The organism is Pseudomonas sp. BBP2017, from assembly GCF_003024385.1.
Classification (GTDB): Bacteria; Pseudomonadota; Gammaproteobacteria; order Pseudomonadales; family Pseudomonadaceae; genus Aquipseudomonas.
In genome coordinates this window covers 323,065-347,006 of record NZ_PVZN01000001.1, presented here as the reverse complement: position 1 = coordinate 347,006, position 23,942 = coordinate 323,065, and the positions used below count along the sequence as shown (strand labels likewise).

The window sequence follows — 23,942 nt, the reverse complement described above, 5'->3', positions numbered from 1 at the left end:
CCATCATTGTGCCGAACCGAGCAGGGGTGCGCCTTGATATGCGTCAAATAATCGCGGGCAGGTCAAAGAAGGCACGTGCGCAGGCGGTGGTATGGGCGGCCAGCTGCTCGCTGTTTTCGCCCCGGTGCAAGGCAACTTCGCGCAGCACTTCGGTGAGGAATGCCGGCTCGTTGCGGCCGTTCTTGGGCTTTGGCCGCAGGCTGCGCGGCAATAGGTACGGCGCATCGCTTTCGAGCATCAGCCGGCCCTGGGGAATACTGCTCACCAGCGGGTGCAGGTGGGTGCCACGGCGCTCGTCGCAGATCCAGCCGGTGATGCCGATGTGCAGGTCAAGATCGAGGTAGCCGAACAGCGCGGCGCGTTCACCGGTAAAGCAATGCACCACCGCAGCGGGCAGGCGGTCACGGTAGTCCTTGAGGATCGCCAGCAAGCGCTCGCTGGCATCACGCTCATGGAGAAATACCGGCATCTGCAATTCGACCGCCAGCGCCAGTTGCTCCTCCAGGGCTTTCTCCTGCTGTGGGCGAGGGGAGAAATCACGGTTGAAGTCCAGGCCGCATTCACCCACCGCACGTACCCGGGGCTGCTCCAGCAAGGCACGCATCTGCCGGGCGCTGTCGCTGCTCCAATGGCTGGCATCGTGGGGGTGGACGCCGGCAGTACTGAACAGCCGTTGGCCACTTTCATCCAGCGCCAGGCACAGCTCCAGCGCCTGTTCGCTGCCTTCCAGGCTGGTGCCGGTAACCATCATTTGCACCACACCAGCGGTCTCGGCGCGCTCGAGAATCGCTTGGTGTTTGTCGGCAAAACTTGGGTTGGTCAGATTGACGCCGATGTCGATGAGTTGCATGGTGCTACCTCAGGCCGCTGGCCGGCCAGCATAGCAAAGCTCGAGTAATTTCGATAAATCGAAGAACTTCAATGAGTTGTCGTGGTCTTTTGCGGTCAATTGTCATGGAGTGACCGCAGGCTATGACGCCTACCCCACACGCGCGGACCTTGATACGGATGACCCGAGCGCTGTTTTTGTTGATGGTGCTGAGCGTTGGACTGCTTCTGGCAGGTCCGGCCAGCGCGCGCCTGCCTGGTCCGCAGCAAACGGTGAGCAAAGACCAGGTCCGCGACCTGGCGCAGATCCGCAGCAGCCGGGTCCTCAAGGTGCTGGTCAACCAGAGCCGCAACAGCTCCGGCGAAGTCAAAGGTGAGCCGGTGGGCGTTGAGTATCACCGCCTGCGGGCCTTCGAACACTACCTTAATGGCCGCGCCCGCGATGGCCAGGAAATCCGCCTGAAAATCATTCCGCGGGCCAAGGAGCAACTGCTGGCGGCGCTGCAGCGTGGCGAAGCCGATCTGGTGGCGCCGGGCGAATTGCTAGATCCAACGTCGAGCCGTGGCCTGGTGGCCAGCGATCCGGTGGTGGATAACGTGCCCATGGTGCTGGTGGGACGCAAGGGCGAACGCAGCTTTCAGCGGGTCGAGCAGCTGTCCGGGCGTACCCTGGCGCTGACCAGTGCCAGTGCCGCTGGCGATACCCTGCATGAAATCAACCAGAAACTGGCGCTGCGCAAGCTGCCGCCGATCAAGGTCGAATGGGTTGACCCGACATTGGCGGTGGAAGATGTTCTGGAAATGGTCCAGGCCGGTATCTTTCAGCTGACCGTCGTCGAACAGCCAATCGCCGAACGTTGGGCCAGGGTCATGCCCAAGCTGCGTATCGACCGCAAGGTGCAGGTTGCCGCTCCCGAGGCCATGCGCTGGTATGTGCGGCGCGATGCGGTGATGTTGCATGCCAGTGTCGACCGGTTCTTGCAGGGCTATCGGCCGCCGCAGAACCAGGACGCGGCGTTCGAACGTATCTATCGACGCCTGTACCGGGTGCACAATCCGTTGGCGCGCAATGATCGCAAGCGCCTGGAAGCCCTGCGGCCGGTATTGCAGCGTCATGCCAGCGAGCAGAAAATCGATTGGTTGAACCTGGCCGCGGTGGCCTTCAAGGAGTCTTCGCTAAACCCTGCGGCCCGAGGTGCCGGGGGAACCCATGGGTTAATGCAGATTACTTCCAGCGCGGCCCAGCGAGTGGGGGTGAGCAATATCAGTAATGTCGATGGCAATGTGCAGGCCAGCGCGCGTTATATGGCGCTGATTCGACGCAAGTTCTTTTCCAGTAATCAGCTCAATGAGCGCGAGCGCATGGCCTTTACTCTGGCCGCCTACAATCTGGGGCCTGAGCGGGTTCAGGCAATGCGGGCGGAAGCGCGGCGCCGGGGTTTGAATGGCAATCAGTGGTTTTTCCAGACCGAGCGGATTGCCATGGAACAGGTGGGGATGGGGCCGGTCAGTTACGTCAACAGTGTTAACAAGTACTTTCTGGCGTTTGACCGGGAGCGGCAGTCGCTCGAGCCTCAGGGGCGTAACGTGGCCGGGCGAAAGTGACTGGGGCAACGGTAGAACCAGCAGACTTCACGACATCACTTCGGGTTGACATTCTGCCCGCAGCTTCTCTAGGATGCTGACTTGCGCCGATTTAAACAGCTACTTGCGGGGCGCAGGAGAACCCGATGCGGTTCACCGAATACCGCTAAAACGCTGGTTCGGTGACGCCTCCCACCGCAGCCCAGCGGGATCTGCGAGGCGGAGAATTACTCCATGAGTTGTCCACGTACCAGTGTCTGTCTGACCCCTTTGCCTGCCAGCCAGGCCACCCGTGTGCCGCGCATTCTGCTGGGCGGTAGCCACCAACCTACGCTCCTGCGATTCCTCGATGGCTGGCCGCGCCGCAAAGGCAGTGCTACCGCTTTCCTGATCCAGTTCGCCGACACCCGCGCCTCGCTCGACCAGTTCGCCAACGACCGCTTCGACCTGGCCGTGATCCAGTCGCCCTGTGCCGAAGACGCCGCTGAGGTGATCGGGCACCTGACTCGTGTTGCGCGCCAAGGTCTGATCACCCGCGGTTGATCCACCGGCTAGGTTCAGTGCTCCTTGGCTTTTCTGATGCGCAACAAAATCAGCAGCAGAATAAGGATCGCTACCGGCGCCATGGCCAGTAGCGCATCGCGGGCCGAAATTGGCGCGCCCAGAGTATGCAAACCGGCGTAAAACAGTTTGAACAGGCTCAGCAGATAGTAGGTGATGGCAATGATCGACAGGCCTTCCACCGCCCGCTGGATCTTGATCTGCGACTCGGCCCGCGCATTCAGGCTGCGCATGATCTCAGCGTTTTGCTCTTCCATTTCCACCTGTACCCGCGCTTGCAGCAGGTCGCCAAGGTTGGCGACGCTTTCGGCCAGCTGTTCAAGGCGTTGCTCGGTGGCCGCGCAGTAACGTACGGTGGGCTTGAAGCGTCGCTCTATGAATATGCCCAGGCGCTGGTAATCACCGACATGACTTTCGCGCAACTCGCCCAGGCGTTCGAACACCAGCTGCGCATAGGCTTGGGTGGCGCTGAAGCGGTGGCGGCTTTTTACTGTGCTGCTGACCACCTGACGTGACAGTTGAGCGATATCTTCCAGCAATGCTTTGGCATTGCCACCGTCGCTGGCCACGTTGCGTTCCGACAAGCTGACCAGGCTGCGGTCATAGGCATCCAGTTGGCTGCTCAAGGCTTTGGCGGTGTCCAGGCTCAACGAGGCCATCATCCGATAGGTCTCGATTTCCAACAGGCGGCGGATCATGCGGCCCTGGCGATAGGCATTGAGGCGCCGGTTGATGAACAAAAAGCGATTGGTGCCGTCCTCGGTCAGACGAAAATCGCTCCAGACCACAGCATCGCCACCGCCGACACAGGAGCCGCTGGGGTCCTTGAAGGCGTACTGGCTGAGGTCAAGCCCGGTTTCGTCGCGCACGATCACTTGTACTGCGTTGATGATCAGCGCTTGGTAGGGCTCGATTGCCTGTGCCAGTACCTCAGGAAGTGCTCCCCACCTCAGTTCGCTTTTGTTCGCAGGCACGACCAGGGTCAGGGTAAAGAATTCGGCGTGGCGTTCCCATTTGAACGGGTGGCCATGGAGTCGCGTGATGCCCTGAGCGGCTTCGGGCTCGAACGTGTCAGCGGCGCAGCGCTGCAGCAGGGCAGTGCATTGCGTGGCAGTGCCGAGAAAGGCCAGATGGTAAACATGAGCTGGCTCGTCGAAATACAGCGACGGGCGAGCATGCAACTCGTTGTGCAGCGCTTTACGTTGGGCATGCATGAGGGTTCAGGCCGTATTGTTGTGTTTGTCTGCGGTTCCAGGTGCCAGGGGCACTTGCAATATGACAGGTCAAAGGCCCGTACGAGTCACGCTGCAAGTGAGCCGCTGGCGGCAATGAAAGTCAGTGCAGCAAACACATGACACGGTTACCCGTTTTCGGATGTGCCCGGTGGGCTGTAGGTGACACTGTTGATGTACCAGGTGGCTTCACCGCCAGGTGTTTGCACAACCACCTCGTCATCCTGGCCTTTCTTCAGTAGCGCTCGGGCCATGGGTGAGTCGATGGAAATGTAGTCGTTTCGCCCATAGATCTCGTCGTAGCCCACGATCCTGAAGGTTTTGATCTCGCCTTCGTCGTTCTCGATTTCCACCCAGGCGCCGAAGAAAACCTTGCCTTCCTGCTCGGGCGAATAATCGACGACTTTTGCGTCCTCCAGGCGTTTGCGCAGGTAGCGCACGCGTCTGTCGATTTCTCGCAGCAGCTTTTTGTTGTACTGGTAATCGGCGTTTTCACTGCGGTCACCCAGCGAGGCCGCCCAGGCAACCTTGGCGGTAATTTCGGGACGGTAAGTACGCCAGAGGTGATCCAGCTCGCTTTTCAGCGCCTCGTAACCTTCTCGGGTGATGATGTTTGTAGCCACGCTGGGTCCTTAATGGGGGCGGTATGGCGAGAGATGTACGGATTCTAACGATATCTCGCCAACATCACCTGCTTTCTATCAGCCTTCGCGCAGCACTTTGAGCGGGCTGGCATTGAGCGCGCGACGGGTGCCATAGACCCCGGCACCGCCCACCAGCAAAGCGCCGATCAGCGGCAGCAGCAGCAACCATGGGTGCGGACTCCAGCTCAAGTCGAAGGCGTAGCGGTACAGCAGCAGGGTGATCAGCTCGCAGCCGATGGCCGCCAGTAATCCACTGGCGGCACCGAGCAAGCCGAACTCGATGCGCCGGGCTTTGATCAGCAGGCTGCGGCCGGCGCCCAGCGCCCGCAGCAGTGCACCTTGGCGAATACGCTCGTCCAGTGTCGCCTGCAGGCCGGCAAACAACACTGCCAGCCCCGCTGCAAGGACAAACAACAGCACATATTCCACCGCCAGGGTGACCTGGGCGAGGATGCTGCGTAGCTGCTCCAGCAGGGCATCGACTTGCAGGATGGTGACGGCCGGGAATGCTCGCGACAGTGCCACCACCTGCTGATCGTGGCCGGCGGCGAGGAAGAAACTGGTCAGGTAGGTGGTGGGCAAATTCTGCAAAGTGCCGGGCTGGAAGATCATGTAGAAGTTCGGCTGGAAACTGTCCCAGTTGACGGTGCGCAGGCTGCTGACCACGGCCTGGCGTTGCTGGCCACCGATGCTGAAGGTGAGCTGGTCGCCAAGTTTCAGCTTGAGGCTCTGCGCCAGCTCGCTCTCTACCGACACGCCGGGCAGACCGTTGCCACCGCTCGGGCTGGTCTGCCACCACTGGCCCTCGTTCAGGGCATTGCCCAGAGGCAGGTCGGCGGCCCAGGTCAGGCTCAGGTCGCGTTGTACGGCGCGATCACCGGTAGATTCCTTGCTGACAATCTGCTGCACGGCCTGGCCGTTGATTTCGGTCAGGCGCCCGGGGATGACCGGGTAGAGCGGTGCGGCTTCGGCGGAAAATTCGTTCAGGCGTTGGGCGAAGGTGTTTTTGTCGTCGGGCAGAATGTTCAGTGCGAAGTAGTTCGGCGCGTCTTTGGGTAGCTGGTTTTGCCAGGTGTCGAGCAGTTCGGCACGCAGTAGGGCAATCAGTGCCATGGCCAACAGGATCAGGCCAAAGGCCAGGGATTGTCCGGCGGCTGCCAGCGGGTGGCGTAGCAGTTGGCCCAGGCCCAGGCGCCAGGCCAGTGGCGAACCAGCAAGCAAGCGCCGCAAGCTGCGCAGGCCGAGCAGCAGCAGGCCGCCGAGCAGCACCGCGGCAACCAGACCGCCGCCAAGCAGGGCAAAGGTCAACAGCAGGTCGAGGCTCAAGCGCCACATGATCAGGCCCAGGGTGAGCAAGGCGGCGCCATATACCAGCCAACTGCTTGGCGGTACCGGCAGCAAGTCGCGGCGCAGCACGCGCAGCGGTGGCACCCGGCCCAATGCGGCCAGTGGCGGGAGTGCAAAACCGGCCAGCGCTACCAGGCCGGTAGCGATCCCGGCCAGCGCTGGTGCCAGGCCACCGGGTGGGATCTGCGCGGGCATCAGGCCTTGTAGCAGTTTGAACAGGCCCAGTTGCGCCAGCCAGCCGAGCAGGGCGCCACCGAGAGCGGCCAAGCTGCCGAGTATGGCCAGCTGCAGGCAGAACAGGCTCAGCGCCTGGCGGCGCGACAAGCCCAGGCAACGCAGCAGGGCACTGGCATCGAAGCGACGGGTAGCAAAACGACTGGCCGACAAGGCTACGGCCACGCCAGCCAGCAGCACGGCAACCAGGCTGGCCATGTTCAGGTAGCGCTCGGCCTTGCCCAGAGCGCCGCCGATCTGGCGGTTGCCGTCGCGCGAATCCTGCAGGCGCTGGTTCGGTGCCAGGCCTTTGTTGACGCTGTCACGGTAATTGGCCAGGGCTTCGGCTTCACCGCGCCAAAGGTCGCGGTAACTGACCCGGCTGCCAGGTTGCACTACGCCAGTGGCGTCAAGGTCGGCAAGGTTGATCAGCACGCGAGGGGTCAGACTGTAGAAATTGCCCGCGCGGTCGGGTTCGTAGGTCAGCACCCGGCTCATGCGCAGGGACTTGCTGCCGACATCAATGCTGTCGCCGATCTTGAGGTCGAGGGCGGCCAGCAGTCGCGGTTCGACCCAGGCCTCACCCGGCGCCGGCCCGCTGCCGCTGGTTTCGCTGGCATAGGGTTCGGCAGCGCTGCGCAGCTCACCGCGTAGTGGATAGGCGTTGTCGGCAGCCTTGATGCTCGACAACTGGATGCCTTTATCGGTGGCAATCACGCTGGAGAATTCAACCACCTGGGCGTGCAGCAGCCCTGCGGACTTGCCACTGGCGATCTGTTCGGGCCGGGCTGGCGAGCTGCCTTGCAACACCAGGTCAGCGCCGAGGAACTCAGTGGCGCGCAGCAGCATGGCGCCGTTGAGGCGGGCCCCGAAATAACCGATGGCGGTACTGGCAGCTACCGCCACCAGCAGGGCAAAGAACAACACACGCAGCTCACCGGCACGGGCGTCGCGCAGCAACTGGCGCAGGGCCAGGGCGAACAGGCGGAAAAACGGCAGGCGGGCCATCAGGGCTCCAGCGGCGCGACCAGGTGGCCGGCGTCCAGGCGGATCAGACGACGGCAGCGTTGGGCCAGGCGTTCGTCATGGGTGACCAGTACCAGGGTGGTACCGCGTTCCTTGTTCAGCTCAAACAGCAGATCGCTGATGCGCTCGCCGGTGTGGCTGTCGAGGTTGCCGGTCGGCTCGTCGGCGAACAGCACCGCAGGTTCAGCGGCAAAGGCCCGGGCGATGGCCACACGTTGCTGCTCGCCACCGGACAATTGACGCGGCGAGTGGCTCAGGCGCTGGCCCAGGCCGACCCGCTCGAGCAGGCTGCGAGCATGTTCGCGAGCGTCGCGGCGACCGTCCAGTTCGAGGGGCAGCATGACGTTTTCCAGGGCATTGAGGCTGTCGAGCAATTGAAACGACTGGAACACAAAACCCACATGCTCGGCACGAACCCGTGCCCGTTGGTCTTCGTCCAGTGGACCGAGGTCATGGCCTGCCAGGGTCACCGAACCTGCACTGGGCAGATCCAGGCCGGCAAGCAGGCCGAGCAGGGTCGACTTGCCCGAGCCCGAGGCGCCGACAATGGCCAGACTGTCGCCCTGTTTCAATTCCAGTGAGAGTTGGTGCAGGATGGTCAGGTCGCCTTCCGCGCTGGGAACCACTTTGCTAAGGTTCCGCGCAGTGAGAATGCTGGGGCCCATGGAGAATCCGATGCGAGTGTGGTTATTGAGTGCTGGCCTGGCCTTGATGTGCATGGCCCAGGGCGCAGCTGCGGGTACCGTGCTGATTGTTGGCGATAGTATCAGTGCCGCTTTCGGCCTGGATACCCGCCACGGCTGGGTTGCCTTGCTGGAACAGCGCCTGAAAACCGAAGGATTTGACGCCAAAGTGGTCAATGCTTCGATCAGTGGCGACACCAGCGCAGGCGGTCAGGCGCGGCTGCCAGCGCTGCTCGCAGAGCATAAGCCGGAGTTGGTGGTGTTGGAACTGGGTGGCAATGATGGCCTGCGCGGGCAGCTTCCAACACAATTGCAACAAAATCTTGCCTCGATGATTGATCACTCCCGCGCAGCCGGTGCCAAGGTGCTGTTGCTGGGCATGCGTTTGCCGCCCAATTACGGCAAGCGTTACACCGAGGCGTTCGCCCAGGTATATGAAAATCTTGCGACGCAAAAGCAGGTGCCGCTGGTGCCGTTTTTCCTCGAAGGCGTGGGCGGCGTGCCCGGGCTGATGCAGGCCGACGGTATCCATCCGGGCCAGGACGCCCAGGCCCGCTTGCTGGAAAATGCCTGGCCGCAGCTAAAACCGCTGCTTTGATGCTTTTATACTGACCGGCTTTCGGCTAATGTGGCGCCCCCGATTTGGAGCCCTCGATGCCGCGTCCCGCCTGGTCCCTGTTTGCCTATCAATTGATCGAGCCTGACGAACAGCTTGACCTGTTCGCCTGCCAGGAGATCCGCGTCCATCTTGTGGCCCGTCAGCTTGAGCTGGGGGGCTCGGCCGACCGTACCCTGTGCGGTACCTTGTTGCCGGCGCAGCCGCGCTGGTCCACGGTCGAACGCGGTATCTACCGTGATCGGCGCCTGTGCACACTGTGCCGGGCCATTCTCGATGCCCAGCGCCGTGGTACGCGGCCTGTGTGGCCGGAACTGTAACGCGTCGATATAGCCTTTCATCCCCTGTAACGCCTTCCTCCGTCCGGATCACTCCCGATTGTGCTGGGGGCGGTGTACAATCGTTGTCTTGACCTCACTGAATTAGCGAAGGATTTCCCGGATGTTGCCGCGCTTTCCCGCCGTCACCCGTTGCCTGTCCCTTGCCGCCCTGCTGGCGGCAGGTCCTGCTGTTGCGCTGGAGTTTCCCCTGCCACCGCCCGGCGAAGATGTCATTGGTCAGGTTCAGGTGATCAAAGCCAAGTACGAAGACACCTTCGCCGATATCGGCACGGCCAACGACCTGGGCTATCTGGAAATGATCGCCGCCAACCCGGGCGTCGACCCCTGGCTGCCGGGCGCCGGCACCGAGATCATCCTGCCGACCCGTTTCATCCTGCCGCCTGGCCCGCGTGAAGGCATCGTCATCAACCTGGCTGAGTACCGCATGTACTACTACCCGAAAGGGCAGAACGTGGTGCACACCTATCCGCTGGGTATCGGCCGTGAAGGCTGGGGATCGCCGATCGCCAACACCAAGGTCACGGCCAAGACGCCGAACCCGACCTGGACCCCGCCGGCCTCGATCCGCAAGGAACACGCCGAAGACGGTGACATTCTGCCAGCCGTGGTGCCGGCCGGCCCGGATAACCCGTTGGGGCCGTACAAATTCACCCTCGGCGTGCCGGGTTACCTGATCCACGGCTCGAACAAAAAGTTCGGTATCGGCATGCGAACCAGCCATGGTTGCTTCCGCATGTTCAACAATAATGTGCTGGAACTGTCCAAGATGGCCCCTGTCGGTGTTGCGGTGCGCATCATCAACGAGCCATACAAGTTCGGTATCAGTGCAGGCAAGGTCTACCTCGAAGCGCATACGCCATTGGATGACAAGGGCGATCCGTCAGTGGTCGACAAGCACACCGCAGTGATCAACGCCTTGCTCAAGCGCGAAGACCTGGCCAACAACCTGCGCATGAACTGGGATATGGTGCGTGACGTGGTTGCCGCTGAAGACGGCATGCCGGTGGAAATCGCAGTGCCAACCACTGGCCAGCAGCCATTGGTTTCAAGCGTACCGCTAGACATGCAGTAACCGCTGGGGTTGTTGCATCCGAGGCCTGCCATTGTGCAGGCCTCGTCGTTTCTGCCGGTTACTTTCTTGCAGGCAATAAAAAAGCCGACCCACAAGTGGGTCGGCTCCAAATAAAAATCCCGAGGGATAATTACTTACGGCTGGCTTTGTCCAGCATACGCAGAGCGCGCTCGTTAGCTTCGTCAGCGGTCTGTTGTGCTTTTTGAGCAGCAGCCATAGCGTCGTCAGCTTTGCGGTAGGCTTCGTCAGCGCGAGCTTGTGCACGAGCAGCTGCGTCTTCAGTAGCAGTCAGGCGAGCTTCGGTTTCTTTGGATACGCTGCTGCAACCGGTGGCCAGAACTGCGGCCAGAGCCAGAGCAGAAAATTTCAGAACGTTGTTCATCGTGTTCCCCTTCAAGGACTTTCTATTAAATAGCCATCTCTCAGCAAAGAGAAACTAGCCGGTGTACATAGTACCCATTACTTGTAGTAAGTAAACTGACAGAGCGCAAGAACTGCAAAAAAATACGCCTGTCCCGGGGCCGCCACAGCCTTTGTAGAAAAACTGTGAAGGCGCCGCCGCGGCGGCTGTAGTCTAGTGTAGCAAGTGTGTTTTTTTGTTGAACTAACGGTGACTTAAAATGTCATCCAGCGTCTCAGCTCTACAACATCCGGCAAGTGTTCAGGCGCTGCCCGCTGCCTGGTTCGCTGGCTGCTAGTGCGCGATTTTTGCGACCAGACACCTTGAGCATTCGGGCTCAGGACGCCTACTATTTGTACGTGCTCTTTTGCCAGAGAACGACCAAGCTGTTCTTGCTGTCCAAACGGGCACGGGGTGGCGTAGAGGTTCCTTCGCCGGATAAACATCGGTAAGGTAGGGGTCAAATCATAAGACCCGCGAGGAGTAGTGATGAGCGAGGCGTTGTCCATCCACCATGACCAGGCTGGTCATCAATTCGAGACCAGTGTGGACGGTCATCGTGCCTACCTGACCTATATGGACCTGGGTAAGCAGACTCTGGATATCTACCGCACCTTTGTTCCCAATGCGTTGCGGGGCCGGGGTATTGCTGCGGCGCTGACCGAGAAGGCGTTGCAGTACGCAGAAGACATGGGCTACACCGTGATCCCGTCATGCTCGTACGTGGAACGTTACATGGAGCGCCAGCAGCGGCACTCCACCAAAGCCTGAGAATCGCGGAAGACAGCCTGCTGCTGCCATTCAACGCAGATACAAAAACGCCGGGCTATGCCCGGCGTTTTTGTATCTGCCGTCAGGCGCGGTTGCGCTTGGGCAGCACGTCCTTGAGTTTGGTGTGCATGCTGCGCAGGGTCTTCTCGGTGGCGTCCCAATCGATGCAGGCGTCGGTGATGGAGACACCGTACTGCAGGTCGTTGAGGTCCTTCGGAATCGCCTGACAGCCCCAGTTCAAGTGGCTTTCGACCATCAGGCCGATGATCGACTGGTTGCCTTCGAGGATCTGGTTGGCGACGTTCTCCATCACCAGCGGCTGCAGGGCTGGGTCCTTGTTGGAGTTGGCGTGGCTGCAGTCGACCATGATGTTCGGCTTGATCTTGGCCTTGGCCAGCGCCTGTTCGCACAGGGCGACACTGACGGAGTCGTAGTTCGGTTTGCCGTTGCCGCCGCGCAGTACCACGTGACCGTAGGCGTTACCTTTGGTGGTGACGATGGACACGCCGCCTTCCTGGTTGATACCGAGGAAGCGGTGAGGGCTGGAGACCGACTGCAGGGCATTGATTGCCACGGTCAGGCCGCCATCGGTGCCGTTCTTGAAGCCGACGGCCGAAGACAGGCCCGAAGCCATTTCGCGGTGGGTTTGCGATTCGGTGGTGCGCGCACCGATGGCCGACCAGCTGATCAGGTCCTGCAGGTACTGCGGCGAGATCGGGTCTAGCGCTTCGGTCGCGGTAGGTAGGCCCATTTCCGCCAGATCCAGCAGCAACTGGCGACCGATGTGCAGGCCGTCCTGAATCTTGAACGAGTCGTCCAGGTACGGGTCGTTGATCAGGCCTTTCCAGCCGACCGTGGTACGTGGCTTCTCGAAGTACACGCGCATGACCAGATACAGGGTATCGGACACTTCAGCAGCAAGGGCCTTGAGGCGCTCGGCATATTCGTGGGCCGCTTTGATGTCGTGGATCGAGCAGGGACCGATCACCACGAACAGGCGGTGATCCTTGCCGTCGAGGATGTTGCGCACCACTTCACGGCCCGCAGTCACGGTCTTGAGCGCGGTGGCGCTCAGGGGAATTTCCTTCTTGAGCTGATCGGGGGTGATCAAGGTCTCGTTGGAGGCAACGTTTAGGTCATCGATCGGTAAATCAGCCATCGTGTTACTCGTCAGGTCACGGGTGCCGGCCGCCAGCGATCCCCGTGCGGCGGAACAGCGAAAATTGTACGCAGCGGGGAGCTGAACCTTAGCGCGTTACACCGTGGCTCGACAATGGGTAGCGCCCGCTTTCCTGCGTGTGAAAGCCAGCTGGCGCAGGGTTTTTGCGGTTAAACGAGAATCTGGCGGGTATGGGTGGCCTCAAGGCTGGCTTCGGAGAATTCGCTGGCATGCAGGCTGACCCATTGCTCGGCAAGGGCATTGAGGTCGGGCGGGGTACTTTCGTTGAGCGTTTGCTGCTGGTAGAGGTGCTGGATCTGGCAAACCTGCTCACTCATTCTCGCCCCGAACAGTGCCTGTTCATCAACAAAGGCGATACCGACCCGGTAGCCGTCCTGCTGCTTTTGGCACCAGGCCACGTAGCCGGGGTAACGGGCCGACTCACCGAGAGAGGGGATGATCATTTCGATGGCCATGCCGCGGCGGTAGGCGCGGGGGTGGTTGCAAGCGATACCGCCCAGGCTGATAGTGTGCAGGCGCTGGCGAAACAGGCTGGGCGACCGACGCAGCGCCAGTTCGACCGGAACATCGTCCGGGTGAGGCAGGTATCCACGCATGATCGACTCCGTGTCGATTTTTTGACCTTGTTCGCCTCAGTATAGTGAAGGAGCGTAAAGCGGTTGATTTACGTGTAAAAATATTGAACAAAAGATCAGCGGTTGAGGAGCGTAGGATGAACACCAGCAGGAGCGCTGGGGTTTTTTGATCGGCATAATCATTGGTGAAGCAGAAAATGAGCAAGACTCTCGGCGATAAACTGGTCGTCGCCATCTCCTCGCGGGCGTTGTTCGATCTCAGCGAAAGCCATCGCCTCTACCTGGCGCAAGGCGTTGAGGCCTACCGCCAGTACCAGATCGAGCACGAGGACGAAGTGCTGGAGCCCGGTGACGCGTTCCCGCTGGTGCAAAAGCTGTTAAGGCTCAATGCCCACCTTGGGCAGCCGCGGGTCGAGGTGGTGCTGGTGTCGCGTAACAGCGCCGATACCGGTCTGCGGGTGTTCAATTCCATCGAGCATCATGGCCTGGGCATCTACCGCGCAGCTTTTGTTGGCGGGCGCAGTCCGTATCCGTATCTGGCAGCTTTCGGCTGCCATTTGTTTCTCTCCACCGATGCTGACGATGTGCGCAGCGCCCTTGAAGCCGGATTTGCCGCAGCGACCATTCTCTCCGGCGGTGCGCAGCGGGCCGCCAGCGACGAACTGCGTATAGCCTTTGATGGTGACGCCGTGCTGTTTTCCGACGAATCGGAACGGGTCTATCAACTGGGTGGGCTGGAGGCGTTCCAGGCCAGCGAGCGCCAATCGGCCCGCGAGCCGTTGCGGGGCGGGCCGTTCAAACCGTTCCTCGCCGCACTGAACCTGCTACAGAAGGAGTTCCCTGAGGGCGCCTGCCCGATTCGTACGGCCTTGGTGACCGCGCGCTCGGCGCCCGCGCACGAGCGGGTAATCCGCACTCTGCGCGAATGGGACATCCGCCTGGACGAGTCGCTGTTTCTTGGTGGCCTGGATAAATCGGCGTTCCTTGAAGCGTTCGCCGCCGATGTGTTTTTCGACGACCAGGCCGGCCATTGCGAGCGGGCGCGCACGGTGGTGGCAACCGGTCATGTTCCTCACGGCATCAGCAACGAACCGACCCTGGGCTAAGCCGCCGCTGCCGGGAGCCAGACGGAACGGCGCGTCATCGGTGCGCTGCTAAGCTGAAGCTTGGTCTGCCCACGTGGCAGTCGAGGAGGTCGAATGATCCATTCCATTCTGTACGCCACTGACCTCGGTGTGTACGCGCCTTTTGTCATGCAACACGCGCTGGCGTTGGCGCGCACTTTCAATGCAGAGCTGTATGTGATTCATGCTGTCGAGCCCATGGGGCAATTCGCCGAGTCGCTGCTGCAAAGCTACCTGGACGAGCAGACATTGGACCAACTGCACAGCCAGGGGGTCAACAATGTCATGGCTAATATCGAACGGCAGGTCTTGGAAAACTTCCGAGACGAATTAGGCGAAGAAGCCGATCTGGCGCTGATCAAGGCGGTACGTGTGCGCCAGGGTGATCCGGCCCAGGTGATTCTTGAGCAGGCGCAGCGTCTGAGTGTCGATCTGCTGATCTTTGGCAGCCATAGCCAGGGGGCGGGTGTTGATATCCCTATCGGCCGCACAGCGGTGCGATTGTTACAGCTTTCGCCAGTGCCGGTGTACATGGTGCCGTTAGCTCAGCACCTGGGGCGTCGGAAGGCTTAACACTGCGTTGTCGGAGGATTCCCACCAGACTGCTAAAATAGTTCTAGATTTATTCTTCAAACCACTAATATAGTTATAAATCGTCGCTGCTGCCGGTGGCGCCCCAGCTGATTTGAGGGATACCTATGAAGCTTCAACAATTGCGCTACATCTGGGAAGTGGCGCACCACGACCTCAACGTCTCCGCGACAGCGCAGAGTCTGTATACGTCTCAGCCGGGCATCAGCAAGCAGATCCGCCTACTCGAGGACGAATTGGGCGTTGAAGTGTTCGCCCGCAGCGGCAAGCACCTGACCCGCGTTACCCCGGCCGGTGAACGGATCATCACCACCGCTGGCGAAATCCTGCGCAAGGTCGAAAGCATCAAGCAGATTGCCCAGGAATTCTCCAACGAGAAGAAGGGCACCCTGTCGATTGCCACCACCCACACCCAGGCGCGCTATGCCCTGCCGCCGGTGATCAGCAGCTTCATCAAGCAGTACCCGGAAGTGGCCCTGCACATGCATCAGGGTTCGCCGATGCAGATCGCCGAAATGGCTGCCGATGGTACCGTGGATTTTGCCATTGCCACTGAAGCCCTGGAGCTGTTCGGTGACCTGGTAATGATGCCGTGCTATCGCTGGAACCGTTGTGTGGTGGTGCCGCAAGGCCACCCGCTGACCAAGTTGCCCAAGCTTACCCTCGAAGCCCTGGCCGAATACCCGATCGTTACTTATGTGTTCGGTTTCACCGGTCGTTCCAAGCTCGACGAAGCTTTCAGTCACCGCGGCCTGACCCCGAAAGTGGTGTTCACCGCCGCCGACGCCGACGTTATCAAAACCTATGTACGCCTGGGGCTGGGCGTGGGCATCGTGGCCAAGATGGCGGTCGACACCAAGCTCGATAATGACCTGGTAGTGCTCGATGCCAGTGAGCTGTTCGAGTCCAGCGTGACCAAAATCGGCTTCCGTCGCGGTACCTTCCTGCGGGGCTTCATGTGCGATTTCATCGAGAAGTTTGCCCCGCACCTGACCCGTGAAGTGATGGCCAAGGCTATCCAGTGCCACAACAAGCAAGAGCTTGAAGAACTGTTTGCAGATGTCGAGTTGCCAGTGCACTAACGCTTCAAGTTCCAAGCATTAAGCTGTAAGAGAAAGCAGTCCGCGTGCGGGCTGCTTTTTTCTTGTGGCTTGAAGCTTGCCGCTTGCAGCTCAATTTTTTGCGATCAGATTGCCAGCATGCAGGCCGCATTCCTTCTGGGTGGACTCTTCCCACCACCAGCGGCCTTCGCGTTCGTGCTGGTTCGGCAGCACCGGGCGGGTGCAGGGTTCGCAGCCGATGCTGATGAAACCGCGCTCGTGCAGGCTGTTGTACGGCAGCTCGAGCATGCGGATGTAGCCCCAGACCTCTTCGCTGCTCATTTGCGCGAGCGGGTTGAATTTGTACAGCGTGCGTTCCGGGGTAGAGAATGCACTGTCAATTTCCAGTGCCGCCACCTGGCTGCGGGTCCCCGGGCTCTGGTCGCGGCGCTGGCCGGTGGCCCAGGCGCTGACGGTGCTCAGCTTGCGGCGCAATGGCTCGATCTTGCGGATGCCGCAGCATTCGCTGTGGCCATCTTTGTAGAAGCTGAACAGGCCTTTCTCTTTGACAAAAGGATCAAGCTTGCTGCGATCGGGAGTGAGGATTTCGATCGGCAGGTTGTAGTGCTCGCGCACTTGGTCGATGAAGCGGTAGGTCTCCGGGTGCAGGCGGCCGGTGTCGAGGCTGAACACCTTGACGTTCTTGTTCAGCTTCCAGGCCATGTCCACCAGCACCACGTCTTCGGCGCCGCTGAAGGAGATCCACAGGTCATCACCAAAGTGCTCAAAGGCAAGCTTGAGGATGTCCTGCGGGGACTTGTTGGCATAAGTCGCGGCCAGGGCGGCGACGTCGAAGGGTTGGCTCATCAGGCGGCTTCCGGTCATTGAATGGCGCTTGGCGCTCGTAATACACCGATCTTAACAAAAATTGCCGGGGCAGACGCCGCGCATGTAGAGTGCGGCTTCCCATTTTTGGCGTTGTTCGAGGAGTGTGCTGTGGAAATTGCCTGTCTCGACCTGGAAGGCGTGCTGGTCCCGGAAATCTGGATCGCCTTTGCGGAAAAAACCGGAATCGAATCGTTGCGGGCCACCACCCGTGATATTCCCGATTACGATGTGCTGATGAAACAGCGCCTGCGCATTCTCGATGAGCATGGGTTGAAGCTTTCCGATATCCAGGCGGTAATTGCTACGCTCAAGCCGCTGGACGGCGCCATCGAGTTCGTTGACTGGTTGCGCGAGCGCTTCCAGGTGGTGATTCTCTCTGACACCTTCTACGAATTCTCTCAGCCGCTGATGCGCCAGCTGGGCTTCCCGACCTTGCTCTGCCATCGTCTGATCACTGATGCAACGGATCGGGTGACCGGGTACCAATTGCGCCAGAAAGATCCCAAGCGCCAGTCGGTGCTGGCGTTCAAGAGCCTGTACTACCGGGTGATTGCTGCCGGTGACTCGTACAACGACACCACCATGCTGGGTGAGGCTGACGCAGGGATTCTGTTCCATGCGCCGGAGAATGTGATCCGCGAGTTCCCGCAATTTCCGGCGGTGCATGATTTCGAGGCGTTGAAGCAGGAGTTTATCAAGGCTTCCAGTCGGTCGCTGAGCCTGTAAGGGCCTCATCGCGGGGCAAGCCCGCTCCCACCGGAGTTTGAATAGCCGGTGGGGGCGGGCTTGCCCCGCGATGCTTGTCAGAGGCTCTGCAAGGTCTCGAGCAGCACCTTCACCTTGGTAATCGACTCTTCATACTCAGCCTGCCAATCCGAATCGGCCACCACCGCACCACCACCCCAGCAGCACACCTGCCCATCCTTGACCAGCAAGCTGCGAATGGCGATCGAGCTGTCCATTTCGCCGCGCACGTCGATGTACAGTAATGAGCCGCAATACAGCGCCCGACGACTGGGTTCCAGCTCGTCGATGATCTGCATGGCGCGAATCTTCGGTGCACCGGTGATCGAGCCGCCGGGGAAGCTGCCGGCGATCAGGTCCAGGGCGTCCTTGTCGGCAGCCAGGTGGCCGGTGACGCTGCTGACCAGGTGGTGCACGTTGGGGTAGCTTTCCAGGCTGAACAGCTCTGGCACTTTCACTGAGCCGATCTCGCAGGTGCGGCCGAGGTCATTGCGCAGCAGGTCGACGATCATCAGGTTTTCCGCGCGGTCCTTGCTGCTGGCCAGCAGTTCTGCGCCGTTGCGTGCGTCTTGGGCCGGATCTGCGCTGCGTGGCCGGGTACCTTTGATCGGCCGGGTCTCGACCCGGCCCTCACTGACCTGAATGAAACGCTCTGGCGAGAAGCTCAGCAGGGTGCTGCCATCGGCCAGCGTCTGGAAGCCGGAATAGGGCGTAGGGCATGCTTGGCGCACCGCCAGGTAGGCATGCCAGGGATCGCCCTGGCACGGCGCGCGAAAACGCTGGGTGAGATTGATCTGGTAGCAGTCACCGGCATGGATGTATGCCTGCACCCGGTCAAAGGCCTGGTGATAATCCTCGGCGCTGATATCGCCGCGCATCGGTGCCAGCAGCGAGAAGTGCGTCTCGCTGTCCGGCACGGGGGTGTCGAACAGCGCAATCAGTCGTTGACGCTCGGCCTCGGCCAGGCTCGGGTGAAACAGCAATTGGCTGCACCCGAGCTGATGATCGCTGATCAGTGCCCAGGCATACAGTCCGAGACTGGCGTCGGCCAGGCCCAAATCGTCGGTGGCGTGGGTTGGCAGGTTCTCCAGGCGCCGCCCGAAGTCGTAACTGAGGTAACCGATCAGACCGCCGGCAAAGGGTAGTTCGACGCCCTCAGGCAGTGTTGCCCGTCCCAATTGCGCAAGGCTGGCGCGCAGGCGCTGCAGGTAGGCTTCACCGCTTTCGCTAGCCTGCGGTGCCAGGGTTTGTACTGGCCAGGCGCTGAGCAGGTCGAAACGGCCGCGCTCGGCGCTTGGGCGGGCGCTGTCAAGCAGCACGGCACCGGGTGCCTGGCGGATACGCGCAAAGTAGGCCGCAGGGTCGGCCAGGTAGGGCAGGGGATGGAGCGTACAGGTCGGCATGCAAGTAACAGCTATGAATGCGGGGGAGGCGATTGTAGTCCTGTGCAGGAAATGCGCCTAGCGCAGACTACGACCTTGAGTGCCTTGCCTGCGTCAGCCAGGGCTGGCTGACGCAGGCAAAGTGCTTGCACTCAGTTGGACGGTACGTGGCCGAACAGCTCCTGAGCGAAGCGTACGCGCTCTTCGACGGTCTCCTGGCGACCGTCTTTGGCCAGTTGCTCCAGGTGTGCTTCTACGGCATGAGTACGCTTGGTCAAGCCGCAGTCGTTGGCGATCTGGATGTTCAGGCCGGGGCGCGCATTGAGTTCGAGGATCAACGGGCCCTTGTCCTGGTCCAGGACCATATCGACACCGATGTAACCCAGCCCGCACAGCTCGTAGCAGCCGGCTGCCAGCTTCATGAAGCCGTCCCAGTTCGGTAGCTGCACGCCGTCCACCGCGTTGGTGGTGTCCGGGTGCTTGCTGATGATGTTGTTCAGCCAGGTGCCGCGCAGGGTCACGCCGGTCGCCAGGTCTACACCGACACCGATGGCGCCCTGGTGCAGGTTGGCCTTGCCGCCCGACTGGCGGGTCGGCAGGCGTAGCATGGCCATCACCGGGTAGCCCATCAACACGATGATGCGGATGTCCGGCACGCCTTCATAGCTGATGCTTTTGAAGATCTGGTCGGGGGTCACCCGGTACTCGATCAGGGCGCGGTCACGGTGACCGCCCAGCGAGTACAGGCCGGTGAGGATGCTGGAGATCTGGTGCTCGATCTCCTCGTGGCTGATGATCTTGCCCGAGACCGTGCGATAACGGTCCTCGAAGCGGTCGGCCACCACCAGGATGCCGTCGCCGCCGGCACCCTGAGCGGGTTTGACGACGAAGTCGTTGCGCTGGCCGATGATCTCGCCGAGTTTGTCGATCTCTTTCTCGGTGGAGATGATCCCGTACATTTCCGGCACGTGAATGCCGGCCTTGATCGCACGCTCCTTGGTGATGATCTTGTCGTCGACGATCGGGTACAGGTGGCGCTTGTTGTACTTGAGGACGTAGTCCGCATTGCGCCGGTTGATACCCATGATGCCCCGGGCCTCCAGGGCTTTCCAGGTTTTCCAGAGACCGAACATCAGGCGTCAGCCTTCACGAAAGCTTTGAAGCGCACCAGCTCCGTCAGGCGGTAGCCGCGGTAGCGACCCATCGCCAGCATGAAGCCCACCAGGATCAGCAGAACTGCCGGGAAGGTGAAGACGAAGTACACCAGCTCCGGCACGCTCATCAGCAGGTGCGCCAGGGTGGCGGCGAACAGGGTGCCGACGGCGACTTTCATCGCATGGCCGCCGCCACGCTCTTCCCAGGTGATCGACAGGCGTTCGATGGTCATGGTCAGGATCACCATCGGGAACAGCGCCACCGACAGACCGCGCTCCAGGCCCAGCTTGTGGCTGAACAGGCTGATCGCGGCGATCAGCACCACGACGAAGGTCAGCACCACCGACAGACGCGGCAGCATCTGCAGCTTCAGGTGTTCAAGGTAGGAACGGAGTGACAGGCCCAGTGCCGTGATCACCGTGAACAGGATGATACCGAAGCCCAGTTGGGTTTCACGGAAGGCCAGGGCGATCAGGACCGGGGTGAAGGTGCCCAGGGTCTGCAGGCCGATCAGGTTGCGCAACACCAGGATTACCAGCACGCCGATCGGGATCATGACCATGATCATGAAGGTTTGCTGGGTCTGCAGCGGCAGGCCGTAGAGCGAGTATTCGAGGAAGTCGGCGTCGGTGTTCTCGTCGGTCAGCTTGGCCAGGCGGATGGCATTCATCTCGCTGTTGTTCAGACTGAAGCTGACGTTGGCTTTTTTGCCGCCATCGACAGTGATCAGGTTGTCATCGCCGGTCCACCACAGCAGGCGGTCGGTGGGCAGGCCCTGTTCGCCGGTGTCCGGATTGAAGTACAGCCAGTCGGTGCCGTTGAAGCTGCGCAGCCACAGTTCAGGGGTTTGCGGCTGGTCGGCGATCAGGCGGATGGTGTGGACCTTTTCCACCGGTACGTGGGCGATCGACAGCAGCAGGTCAATAACCTTGGCTTTGTTCAGCGACGAGGCATCGCCAGCCAGCAGCAGCTTGACGTTATCGTCATTGAGGTTGTTGACCCGCTTGATGGTTTCGCTGACGAAGGTTTCGACGTCGGCCGAGTGCTGGCGGATCGGCGCCATCAGGGCTTCGGCGGCGATTTTTTCCGGGCCTTCTACGGCCAGGCTGTCGCGGAAGGTCGGGCCCTTGATCTTGGCTTTTTCGGTGCTGTAGCGCTTGGTCAGGACCAGGCGGTAGTACAAAGTCTGGTTGCCGCTGGCGCGACGGGCCGACCAGGTGACCTTGCGGTTGCCGTCGACGCGGTTGACGCTGACCCCGTAGTTGTTGGAAATGAAGCTCTCATTGAGGCTGACGTAATCGCGGTTCAGCGGCGGTACGAACATCTGGACCTTGATCGGGTCCTTGGGGTTGGCGACGAACTCGACTTTGGCGTCGATGTTCCACAGGTCGTCGGTCTCGTCTTCGGTCACCGGGATCCCGAGAAAGAAGATCTGATAGGCCGTGACGATGATGCCCAATAGCACCAGTACGGTGATCAGGACTTTCAGATGAAGGGTAAGAGAGCGCATCGGGATTACTCTGCGGTGTGAGCGTCAGGGGCGCAGGCAGGTTTGCCGGCCGCGTATTTAAGGCTTGGGTCGACCAGCGCATCAAAGTGCTTGAGTGCCTCGGAGCCGATCAGCAGTGGGTACTGGAACGCGCTGCGGTCGGTCAGGTTCACTTCGATCACGCGTTGGGCCGTGCCCATGCAGATGTTCAGTTCAATCACCGGGCGGGCAGTGTAGGCCTTGCCCTCATCCGGGTTGTAATCGCCGGCGCGCCGCTTGATTTTGCTGACACGGGCCAGCGGTCGTTCTATCGGATGCGCGTGGGCGGCGTCAATCGCCAGGTAGAAGCGTACCCATGACTCACCATTACGCTTGAAGCGCTTGATGTCGCGGGCGCTGAGCGAGGCAGTCTTGGCCCCGGTATCGAGCTTGGCGGCAACCTCCAGGTCGATATCGGCGAGGCGGGCGTATTCATTAAGGCCGTACACGGTCTTTTCCGCAGCCTGGCCAACGGCAGGCAACAAAAACAGGCTGAGCAACAGTAGAAGGGGCGTAAGTCTCATAAATCCTGGCGCGGTGCTGTGCGGTGTTCGGGTCAAGGCCACTGGCAGTACTGCGCAAGCTTCCTCGTTTATCTGTCATCACCACGAAATGATGACAAGCACACTGTTCATGCCCTGTGTGGGGCGCGGCATTCTATCACGCTGGTGTGCTGGCGCCAGCGGCTGCACTCAGACAACACCTTGGCATGTGAAGTTCGTTCTTAGACGATTGTCGACAATATTGATTTTGTCTTTGACTATGTCAGTCGATTTGGCTAGTTTTGGCCTCACTGGTTTACGAGGTGTCGACAATATGCTGGACGCAGCCCAAGCCCCCGGCGCAATCGCAGAGGATTCCGAAACCCTCTCGGAAAACGTCTTTCGGCGCATCCAGGCGGCTATCGTCAAGGGCGAAATCGCCCCAGGCAGCAAGATCTCCGAGCCTGAGCTGGCGCGCACCTACGGCATCAGCCGCGGGCCGCTGCGCGAGGCGATCCATCGCCTGGAAGGCCAGCGCCTGCTGGTGCGCGTGCCGCATGTCGGCGCGCGGGTGGTATCGCTGAGCCATGCCGAGCTGATCGAGTTGTACGAGATCCGCGAGTCCCTGGAGGGCATGGCCTGTCGCCTGGCTGCCGAGCGTATGAGCGTAGCCGAGATCGATGAGCTGCGCCGGGTCCTCGATACCCACGAGCGTGACGCCACCTTTCAGGCCGGCCTGGGTTACTACCAGCAGGAAGGTGACTACGACTTCCATTACCGGATTATCCAGGGTAGCGGCAACCGCACCCTGGTGCAGATGCTCTGCGGCGAGCTGTATCAACTGGTGCGCATGTACCGCATCCAGTTTTCCGCCACGCCCAACCGGCCACACCAGGCGTTCGCCGAGCACCACCGGATTCTCGATGCCATCGCCGACCGTGACGGCGAACTGGCCGAGCTCTTGATGCGCCGTCACATCGGCGCTTCCAAACGCAATATCGAGCGTCACTATCTGGACGCTACCAGCCCACGAGGTGAGTCATGAGTCAGAAAAGCAGTCCCGGCCAGCGCTTTCGCGATGCAGTTGCCGCCGAACACCCGTTGCAGGTGGTCGGTGCGATTAACGCCAACCATGCCCTGTTGGCCAAGCGTGCCGGCTTCAAAGCCATCTACCTTTCCGGTGGCGGCGTAGCTGCGGGCTCCCTGGGCCTGCCGGACCTGGGCATCACCGGGCTGGATGACGTGCTGACCGACGTCCGTCGTATCACCGACGTCTGCGACCTGCCGCTGCTGGTGGATGTCGACACCGGTTTCGGTTCCTCGGCGTTCAACGTCGCCCGTACCGTCAAGTCGATGATCAAGTTCGGCGCGGCGGCGATCCACATCGAGGACCAGGTCGGCGCCAAGCGATGCGGCCATCGTCCGAACAAGGAAATCGTCTCCCAGCAGGAAATGGTCGACCGCATCAAGGCGGCGGTGGACGCTCGTACCGACGACAGTTTCGTGATCATGGCGCGTACTGACGCCCTGGCCGTCGAAGGCCTGGAATCAGCTCTGGAGCGTGCTGCTGCGTGTATCGAAGCGGGTGCCGACATGGTCTTCCCGGAAGCGATTACTGAGCTTGCGATGTACAAGACCTTCGCCGACCGCATCAAAGCGCCGATCCTGGCCAACATCACCGAATTCGGTGCCACCCCGCTGTACACCACCGAAGAACTGGCTTCGGTCGACGTATCGCTGGTGCTCTACCCGCTGTCGGCGTTCCGCGCCATGAACAAGGCAGCCGAGAATGTCTACACCGCGCTGCGTCGCGATGGCACGCAGAAAAACGTCATCGACACCATGCAGACTCGGATGGAACTGTACGACGCCATCAACTACCACGCGTTCGAGCAAAGCCTCGACGCCCTGTTCGCCCAGAAAAAGGGCTGAACA

The 23,942-nt window shown here is 60.9% G+C and carries 25 protein-coding genes; 12 read left to right on the top strand and 13 right to left on the bottom strand.

Features of this window, described 5'->3' with window-relative positions:
• Nucleotides 1-43: 43 nt before the first annotated feature.
• Nucleotides 44-850 (bottom strand): TatD family hydrolase, encoded by an 807-nt coding sequence (locus C6382_RS01585; protein WP_107022795.1) that lies wholly within the window; start codon nucleotides 848-850, stop codon nucleotides 44-46.
• Between the two features lie 158 nt (nucleotides 851-1,008).
• Between C6382_RS01585 and C6382_RS01580 the strand changes: the two genes are divergently transcribed.
• Both C6382_RS01580 and C6382_RS01575 read left to right on the top strand, forming a co-directional pair.
• Nucleotides 1,009-2,433, top strand: coding sequence for a transglycosylase SLT domain-containing protein (locus C6382_RS01580; protein ID WP_107022794.1), 1,425 nt, complete (start codon nucleotides 1,009-1,011; stop codon nucleotides 2,431-2,433).
• Between the two features lie 213 nt (nucleotides 2,434-2,646).
• On the top strand, nucleotides 2,647-2,955 hold the full coding sequence (locus C6382_RS01575; protein WP_107022793.1) for a hypothetical protein: 309 nt from the start codon (nucleotides 2,647-2,649) through the stop codon (nucleotides 2,953-2,955).
• 14 nt (nucleotides 2,956-2,969) lie between these two features.
• Here C6382_RS01575 and C6382_RS01570 read toward each other — a convergent pair whose 3' ends face one another.
• From C6382_RS01570 to C6382_RS01555, 4 genes are all read right to left on the bottom strand, one after another.
• Complete coding sequence (locus tag C6382_RS01570; RefSeq protein WP_107022792.1) at nucleotides 2,970-4,187, bottom strand: DUF3422 domain-containing protein; 1,218 nt, start codon at nucleotides 4,185-4,187, stop codon at nucleotides 2,970-2,972.
• A 146-nt stretch (nucleotides 4,188-4,333) separates the two neighbouring features.
• Entirely contained in the window at nucleotides 4,334-4,828 is a 495-nt protein-coding gene (gene greB / locus C6382_RS01565) for a transcription elongation factor GreB (protein WP_107022791.1), read from the bottom strand.
• A gap of 78 nt (nucleotides 4,829-4,906) precedes the next feature.
• Nucleotides 4,907-7,417: an ABC transporter permease gene (locus tag C6382_RS01560; RefSeq protein ID WP_107022790.1), complete on the bottom strand. Its 2,511-nt coding sequence runs from the start codon at nucleotides 7,415-7,417 to the stop codon at nucleotides 4,907-4,909.
• Nucleotides 7,417-8,100 (bottom strand): ABC transporter ATP-binding protein, encoded by a 684-nt coding sequence (locus C6382_RS01555; protein ID WP_107022789.1) that lies wholly within the window; start codon nucleotides 8,098-8,100, stop codon nucleotides 7,417-7,419. Before C6382_RS01555 ends, C6382_RS01560 begins: the two co-directional genes overlap by 1 nt.
• A 10-nt stretch (nucleotides 8,101-8,110) precedes the next feature.
• Between C6382_RS01555 and C6382_RS01550 the strand changes: the two genes are divergently transcribed.
• The 3 genes from C6382_RS01550 (at nucleotide 8,111) to C6382_RS01540 (ending at nucleotide 10,147) form a co-directional block, all read left to right on the top strand.
• Complete coding sequence (locus C6382_RS01550; RefSeq protein ID WP_107022788.1) at nucleotides 8,111-8,716, top strand: arylesterase; 606 nt, start codon at nucleotides 8,111-8,113, stop codon at nucleotides 8,714-8,716.
• Between the two features lie 56 nt (nucleotides 8,717-8,772).
• Nucleotides 8,773-9,054 (top strand): hypothetical protein, encoded by a 282-nt coding sequence (locus tag C6382_RS01545; RefSeq protein ID WP_038609179.1) that lies wholly within the window; start codon nucleotides 8,773-8,775, stop codon nucleotides 9,052-9,054.
• A 121-nt stretch (nucleotides 9,055-9,175) separates the two neighbouring features.
• Nucleotides 9,176-10,147 (top strand): L,D-transpeptidase family protein, encoded by a 972-nt coding sequence (locus C6382_RS01540; protein ID WP_107022787.1) that lies wholly within the window; start codon nucleotides 9,176-9,178, stop codon nucleotides 10,145-10,147.
• A 130-nt stretch (nucleotides 10,148-10,277) separates the two neighbouring features.
• Here the strand turns inward: C6382_RS01540 and C6382_RS01535 are convergent, their stop codons facing one another.
• Complete coding sequence (locus C6382_RS01535; protein WP_003250288.1) at nucleotides 10,278-10,529, bottom strand: Lpp/OprI family alanine-zipper lipoprotein; 252 nt, start codon at nucleotides 10,527-10,529, stop codon at nucleotides 10,278-10,280.
• Between the two features lie 507 nt (nucleotides 10,530-11,036).
• On the opposite strand from C6382_RS01535, the gene C6382_RS01530 reads away from it, so the two are divergent.
• Nucleotides 11,037-11,318 (top strand): GNAT family N-acetyltransferase, encoded by a 282-nt coding sequence (locus C6382_RS01530; RefSeq protein ID WP_028941432.1) that lies wholly within the window; start codon nucleotides 11,037-11,039, stop codon nucleotides 11,316-11,318.
• Nucleotides 11,319-11,400: 82 nt separating this feature from the next.
• Here C6382_RS01530 and C6382_RS01525 read toward each other — a convergent pair whose 3' ends face one another.
• Nucleotides 11,401-12,477, bottom strand: a complete 1,077-nt coding sequence (locus tag C6382_RS01525; protein ID WP_107022786.1) for a 3-deoxy-7-phosphoheptulonate synthase — start codon at nucleotides 12,475-12,477, stop codon at nucleotides 11,401-11,403.
• A 170-nt stretch (nucleotides 12,478-12,647) separates the two neighbouring features.
• Nucleotides 12,648-13,094, bottom strand: coding sequence for a PilZ domain-containing protein (locus C6382_RS01520; RefSeq protein ID WP_107022785.1), 447 nt, complete (start codon nucleotides 13,092-13,094; stop codon nucleotides 12,648-12,650).
• 176 nt (nucleotides 13,095-13,270) lie between these two features.
• Between C6382_RS01520 and C6382_RS01515 the strand changes: the two genes are divergently transcribed.
• The 3 genes from C6382_RS01515 (at nucleotide 13,271) to cysB (ending at nucleotide 15,870) form a co-directional block, all read left to right on the top strand.
• Nucleotides 13,271-14,179, top strand: a complete 909-nt coding sequence (locus tag C6382_RS01515) for a 5'-nucleotidase (RefSeq protein ID WP_107023013.1) — start codon at nucleotides 13,271-13,273, stop codon at nucleotides 14,177-14,179.
• A gap of 93 nt (nucleotides 14,180-14,272) precedes the next feature.
• Nucleotides 14,273-14,770 (top strand): universal stress protein, encoded by a 498-nt coding sequence (locus C6382_RS01510; protein ID WP_107022784.1) that lies wholly within the window; start codon nucleotides 14,273-14,275, stop codon nucleotides 14,768-14,770.
• A 125-nt stretch (nucleotides 14,771-14,895) separates the two neighbouring features.
• Nucleotides 14,896-15,870, top strand: a complete 975-nt coding sequence (gene cysB / locus C6382_RS01505; protein WP_038609205.1) for an HTH-type transcriptional regulator CysB — start codon at nucleotides 14,896-14,898, stop codon at nucleotides 15,868-15,870.
• Between the two features lie 90 nt (nucleotides 15,871-15,960).
• Here cysB and C6382_RS01500 read toward each other — a convergent pair whose 3' ends face one another.
• Nucleotides 15,961-16,695, bottom strand: a complete 735-nt coding sequence (locus C6382_RS01500) for a phosphoadenylyl-sulfate reductase (RefSeq protein ID WP_107022783.1) — start codon at nucleotides 16,693-16,695, stop codon at nucleotides 15,961-15,963.
• A 129-nt stretch (nucleotides 16,696-16,824) separates the two neighbouring features.
• Between C6382_RS01500 and thrH the strand changes: the two genes are divergently transcribed.
• Complete coding sequence (gene thrH, locus C6382_RS01495) at nucleotides 16,825-17,442, top strand: bifunctional phosphoserine phosphatase/homoserine phosphotransferase ThrH (protein WP_107022782.1); 618 nt, start codon at nucleotides 16,825-16,827, stop codon at nucleotides 17,440-17,442.
• Between the two features lie 77 nt (nucleotides 17,443-17,519).
• Here thrH and pabB read toward each other — a convergent pair whose 3' ends face one another.
• The 4 genes from pabB to C6382_RS01475 form a co-directional block, all read right to left on the bottom strand.
• The gene (pabB, locus tag C6382_RS01490) at nucleotides 17,520-18,863 is read right to left on the bottom strand and encodes an aminodeoxychorismate synthase component I (RefSeq protein ID WP_107022781.1); all 1,344 of its coding nucleotides are present in this window, start codon (nucleotides 18,861-18,863) and stop codon (nucleotides 17,520-17,522) included.
• Between the two features lie 131 nt (nucleotides 18,864-18,994).
• Entirely contained in the window at nucleotides 18,995-19,975 is a 981-nt protein-coding gene (locus C6382_RS01485) for an alpha-L-glutamate ligase-like protein (protein WP_107022780.1), read from the bottom strand.
• Nucleotides 19,975-21,507, bottom strand: a complete 1,533-nt coding sequence (locus C6382_RS01480) for an inactive transglutaminase family protein (RefSeq protein ID WP_107022779.1) — start codon at nucleotides 21,505-21,507, stop codon at nucleotides 19,975-19,977. Before C6382_RS01480 ends, C6382_RS01485 begins: the two co-directional genes overlap by 1 nt.
• Before the next feature lie 5 nt (nucleotides 21,508-21,512).
• Complete coding sequence (locus C6382_RS01475; RefSeq protein ID WP_107022778.1) at nucleotides 21,513-22,049, bottom strand: ATP-dependent zinc protease; 537 nt, start codon at nucleotides 22,047-22,049, stop codon at nucleotides 21,513-21,515.
• 292 nt (nucleotides 22,050-22,341) lie between these two features.
• Here C6382_RS01475 and C6382_RS01470 point away from each other — a divergent pair, with 292 nt between their 5' ends.
• Entirely contained in the window at nucleotides 22,342-23,052 is a 711-nt protein-coding gene (locus C6382_RS01470; RefSeq protein ID WP_107022777.1) for a GntR family transcriptional regulator, read from the top strand.
• Complete coding sequence (prpB, locus tag C6382_RS01465) at nucleotides 23,049-23,939, top strand: methylisocitrate lyase (protein WP_038609228.1); 891 nt, start codon at nucleotides 23,049-23,051, stop codon at nucleotides 23,937-23,939. Before C6382_RS01470 ends, prpB begins: the two co-directional genes overlap by 4 nt.
• Nucleotides 23,940-23,942 lie beyond the last annotated feature (3 nt).

Coding starts and splice junctions, on each gene's coding strand:
- C6382_RS01510 (WP_107022784.1), top strand. CDS start 14,273: ATGATCCATTCCATTCTGTACGCCACTGACCTCGGTGTGTACGCGCCT.
- C6382_RS01470 (WP_107022777.1), top strand. CDS start 22,342: ATGCTGGACGCAGCCCAAGCCCCCGGCGCAATCGCAGAGGATTCCGAA.
- C6382_RS01575 (WP_107022793.1), top strand. CDS start 2,647: ATGAGTTGTCCACGTACCAGTGTCTGTCTGACCCCTTTGCCTGCCAGC.
- C6382_RS01550 (WP_107022788.1), top strand. CDS start 8,111: ATGCGAGTGTGGTTATTGAGTGCTGGCCTGGCCTTGATGTGCATGGCC.
- C6382_RS01515 (WP_107023013.1), top strand. CDS start 13,271: ATGAGCAAGACTCTCGGCGATAAACTGGTCGTCGCCATCTCCTCGCGG.
- C6382_RS01560 (WP_107022790.1), bottom strand. CDS start 7,417: ATGGCCCGCCTGCCGTTTTTCCGCCTGTTCGCCCTGGCCCTGCGCCAG.
- C6382_RS01580 (WP_107022794.1), top strand. CDS start 1,009: ATGACCCGAGCGCTGTTTTTGTTGATGGTGCTGAGCGTTGGACTGCTT.
- C6382_RS01500 (WP_107022783.1), bottom strand. CDS start 16,695: ATGAGCCAACCCTTCGACGTCGCCGCCCTGGCCGCGACTTATGCCAAC.
- C6382_RS01535 (WP_003250288.1), bottom strand. CDS start 10,529: ATGAACAACGTTCTGAAATTTTCTGCTCTGGCTCTGGCCGCAGTTCTG.
- C6382_RS01545 (WP_038609179.1), top strand. CDS start 8,773: ATGCCGCGTCCCGCCTGGTCCCTGTTTGCCTATCAATTGATCGAGCCT.
- C6382_RS01520 (WP_107022785.1), bottom strand. CDS start 13,094: ATGCGTGGATACCTGCCTCACCCGGACGATGTTCCGGTCGAACTGGCG.
- C6382_RS01530 (WP_028941432.1), top strand. CDS start 11,037: ATGAGCGAGGCGTTGTCCATCCACCATGACCAGGCTGGTCATCAATTC.
- C6382_RS01485 (WP_107022780.1), bottom strand. CDS start 19,975: ATGTTCGGTCTCTGGAAAACCTGGAAAGCCCTGGAGGCCCGGGGCATC.
- C6382_RS01475 (WP_107022778.1), bottom strand. CDS start 22,049: ATGAGACTTACGCCCCTTCTACTGTTGCTCAGCCTGTTTTTGTTGCCT.
- C6382_RS01525 (WP_107022786.1), bottom strand. CDS start 12,477: ATGGCTGATTTACCGATCGATGACCTAAACGTTGCCTCCAACGAGACC.
- C6382_RS01585 (WP_107022795.1), bottom strand. CDS start 850: ATGCAACTCATCGACATCGGCGTCAATCTGACCAACCCAAGTTTTGCC.
- C6382_RS01540 (WP_107022787.1), top strand. CDS start 9,176: ATGTTGCCGCGCTTTCCCGCCGTCACCCGTTGCCTGTCCCTTGCCGCC.
- prpB (WP_038609228.1), top strand. CDS start 23,049: ATGAGTCAGAAAAGCAGTCCCGGCCAGCGCTTTCGCGATGCAGTTGCC.
- C6382_RS01480 (WP_107022779.1), bottom strand. CDS start 21,507: ATGCGCTCTCTTACCCTTCATCTGAAAGTCCTGATCACCGTACTGGTG.
- C6382_RS01555 (WP_107022789.1), bottom strand. CDS start 8,100: ATGGGCCCCAGCATTCTCACTGCGCGGAACCTTAGCAAAGTGGTTCCC.
- C6382_RS01570 (WP_107022792.1), bottom strand. CDS start 4,187: ATGCATGCCCAACGTAAAGCGCTGCACAACGAGTTGCATGCTCGCCCG.
- pabB (WP_107022781.1), bottom strand. CDS start 18,863: ATGCCGACCTGTACGCTCCATCCCCTGCCCTACCTGGCCGACCCTGCG.
- cysB (WP_038609205.1), top strand. CDS start 14,896: ATGAAGCTTCAACAATTGCGCTACATCTGGGAAGTGGCGCACCACGAC.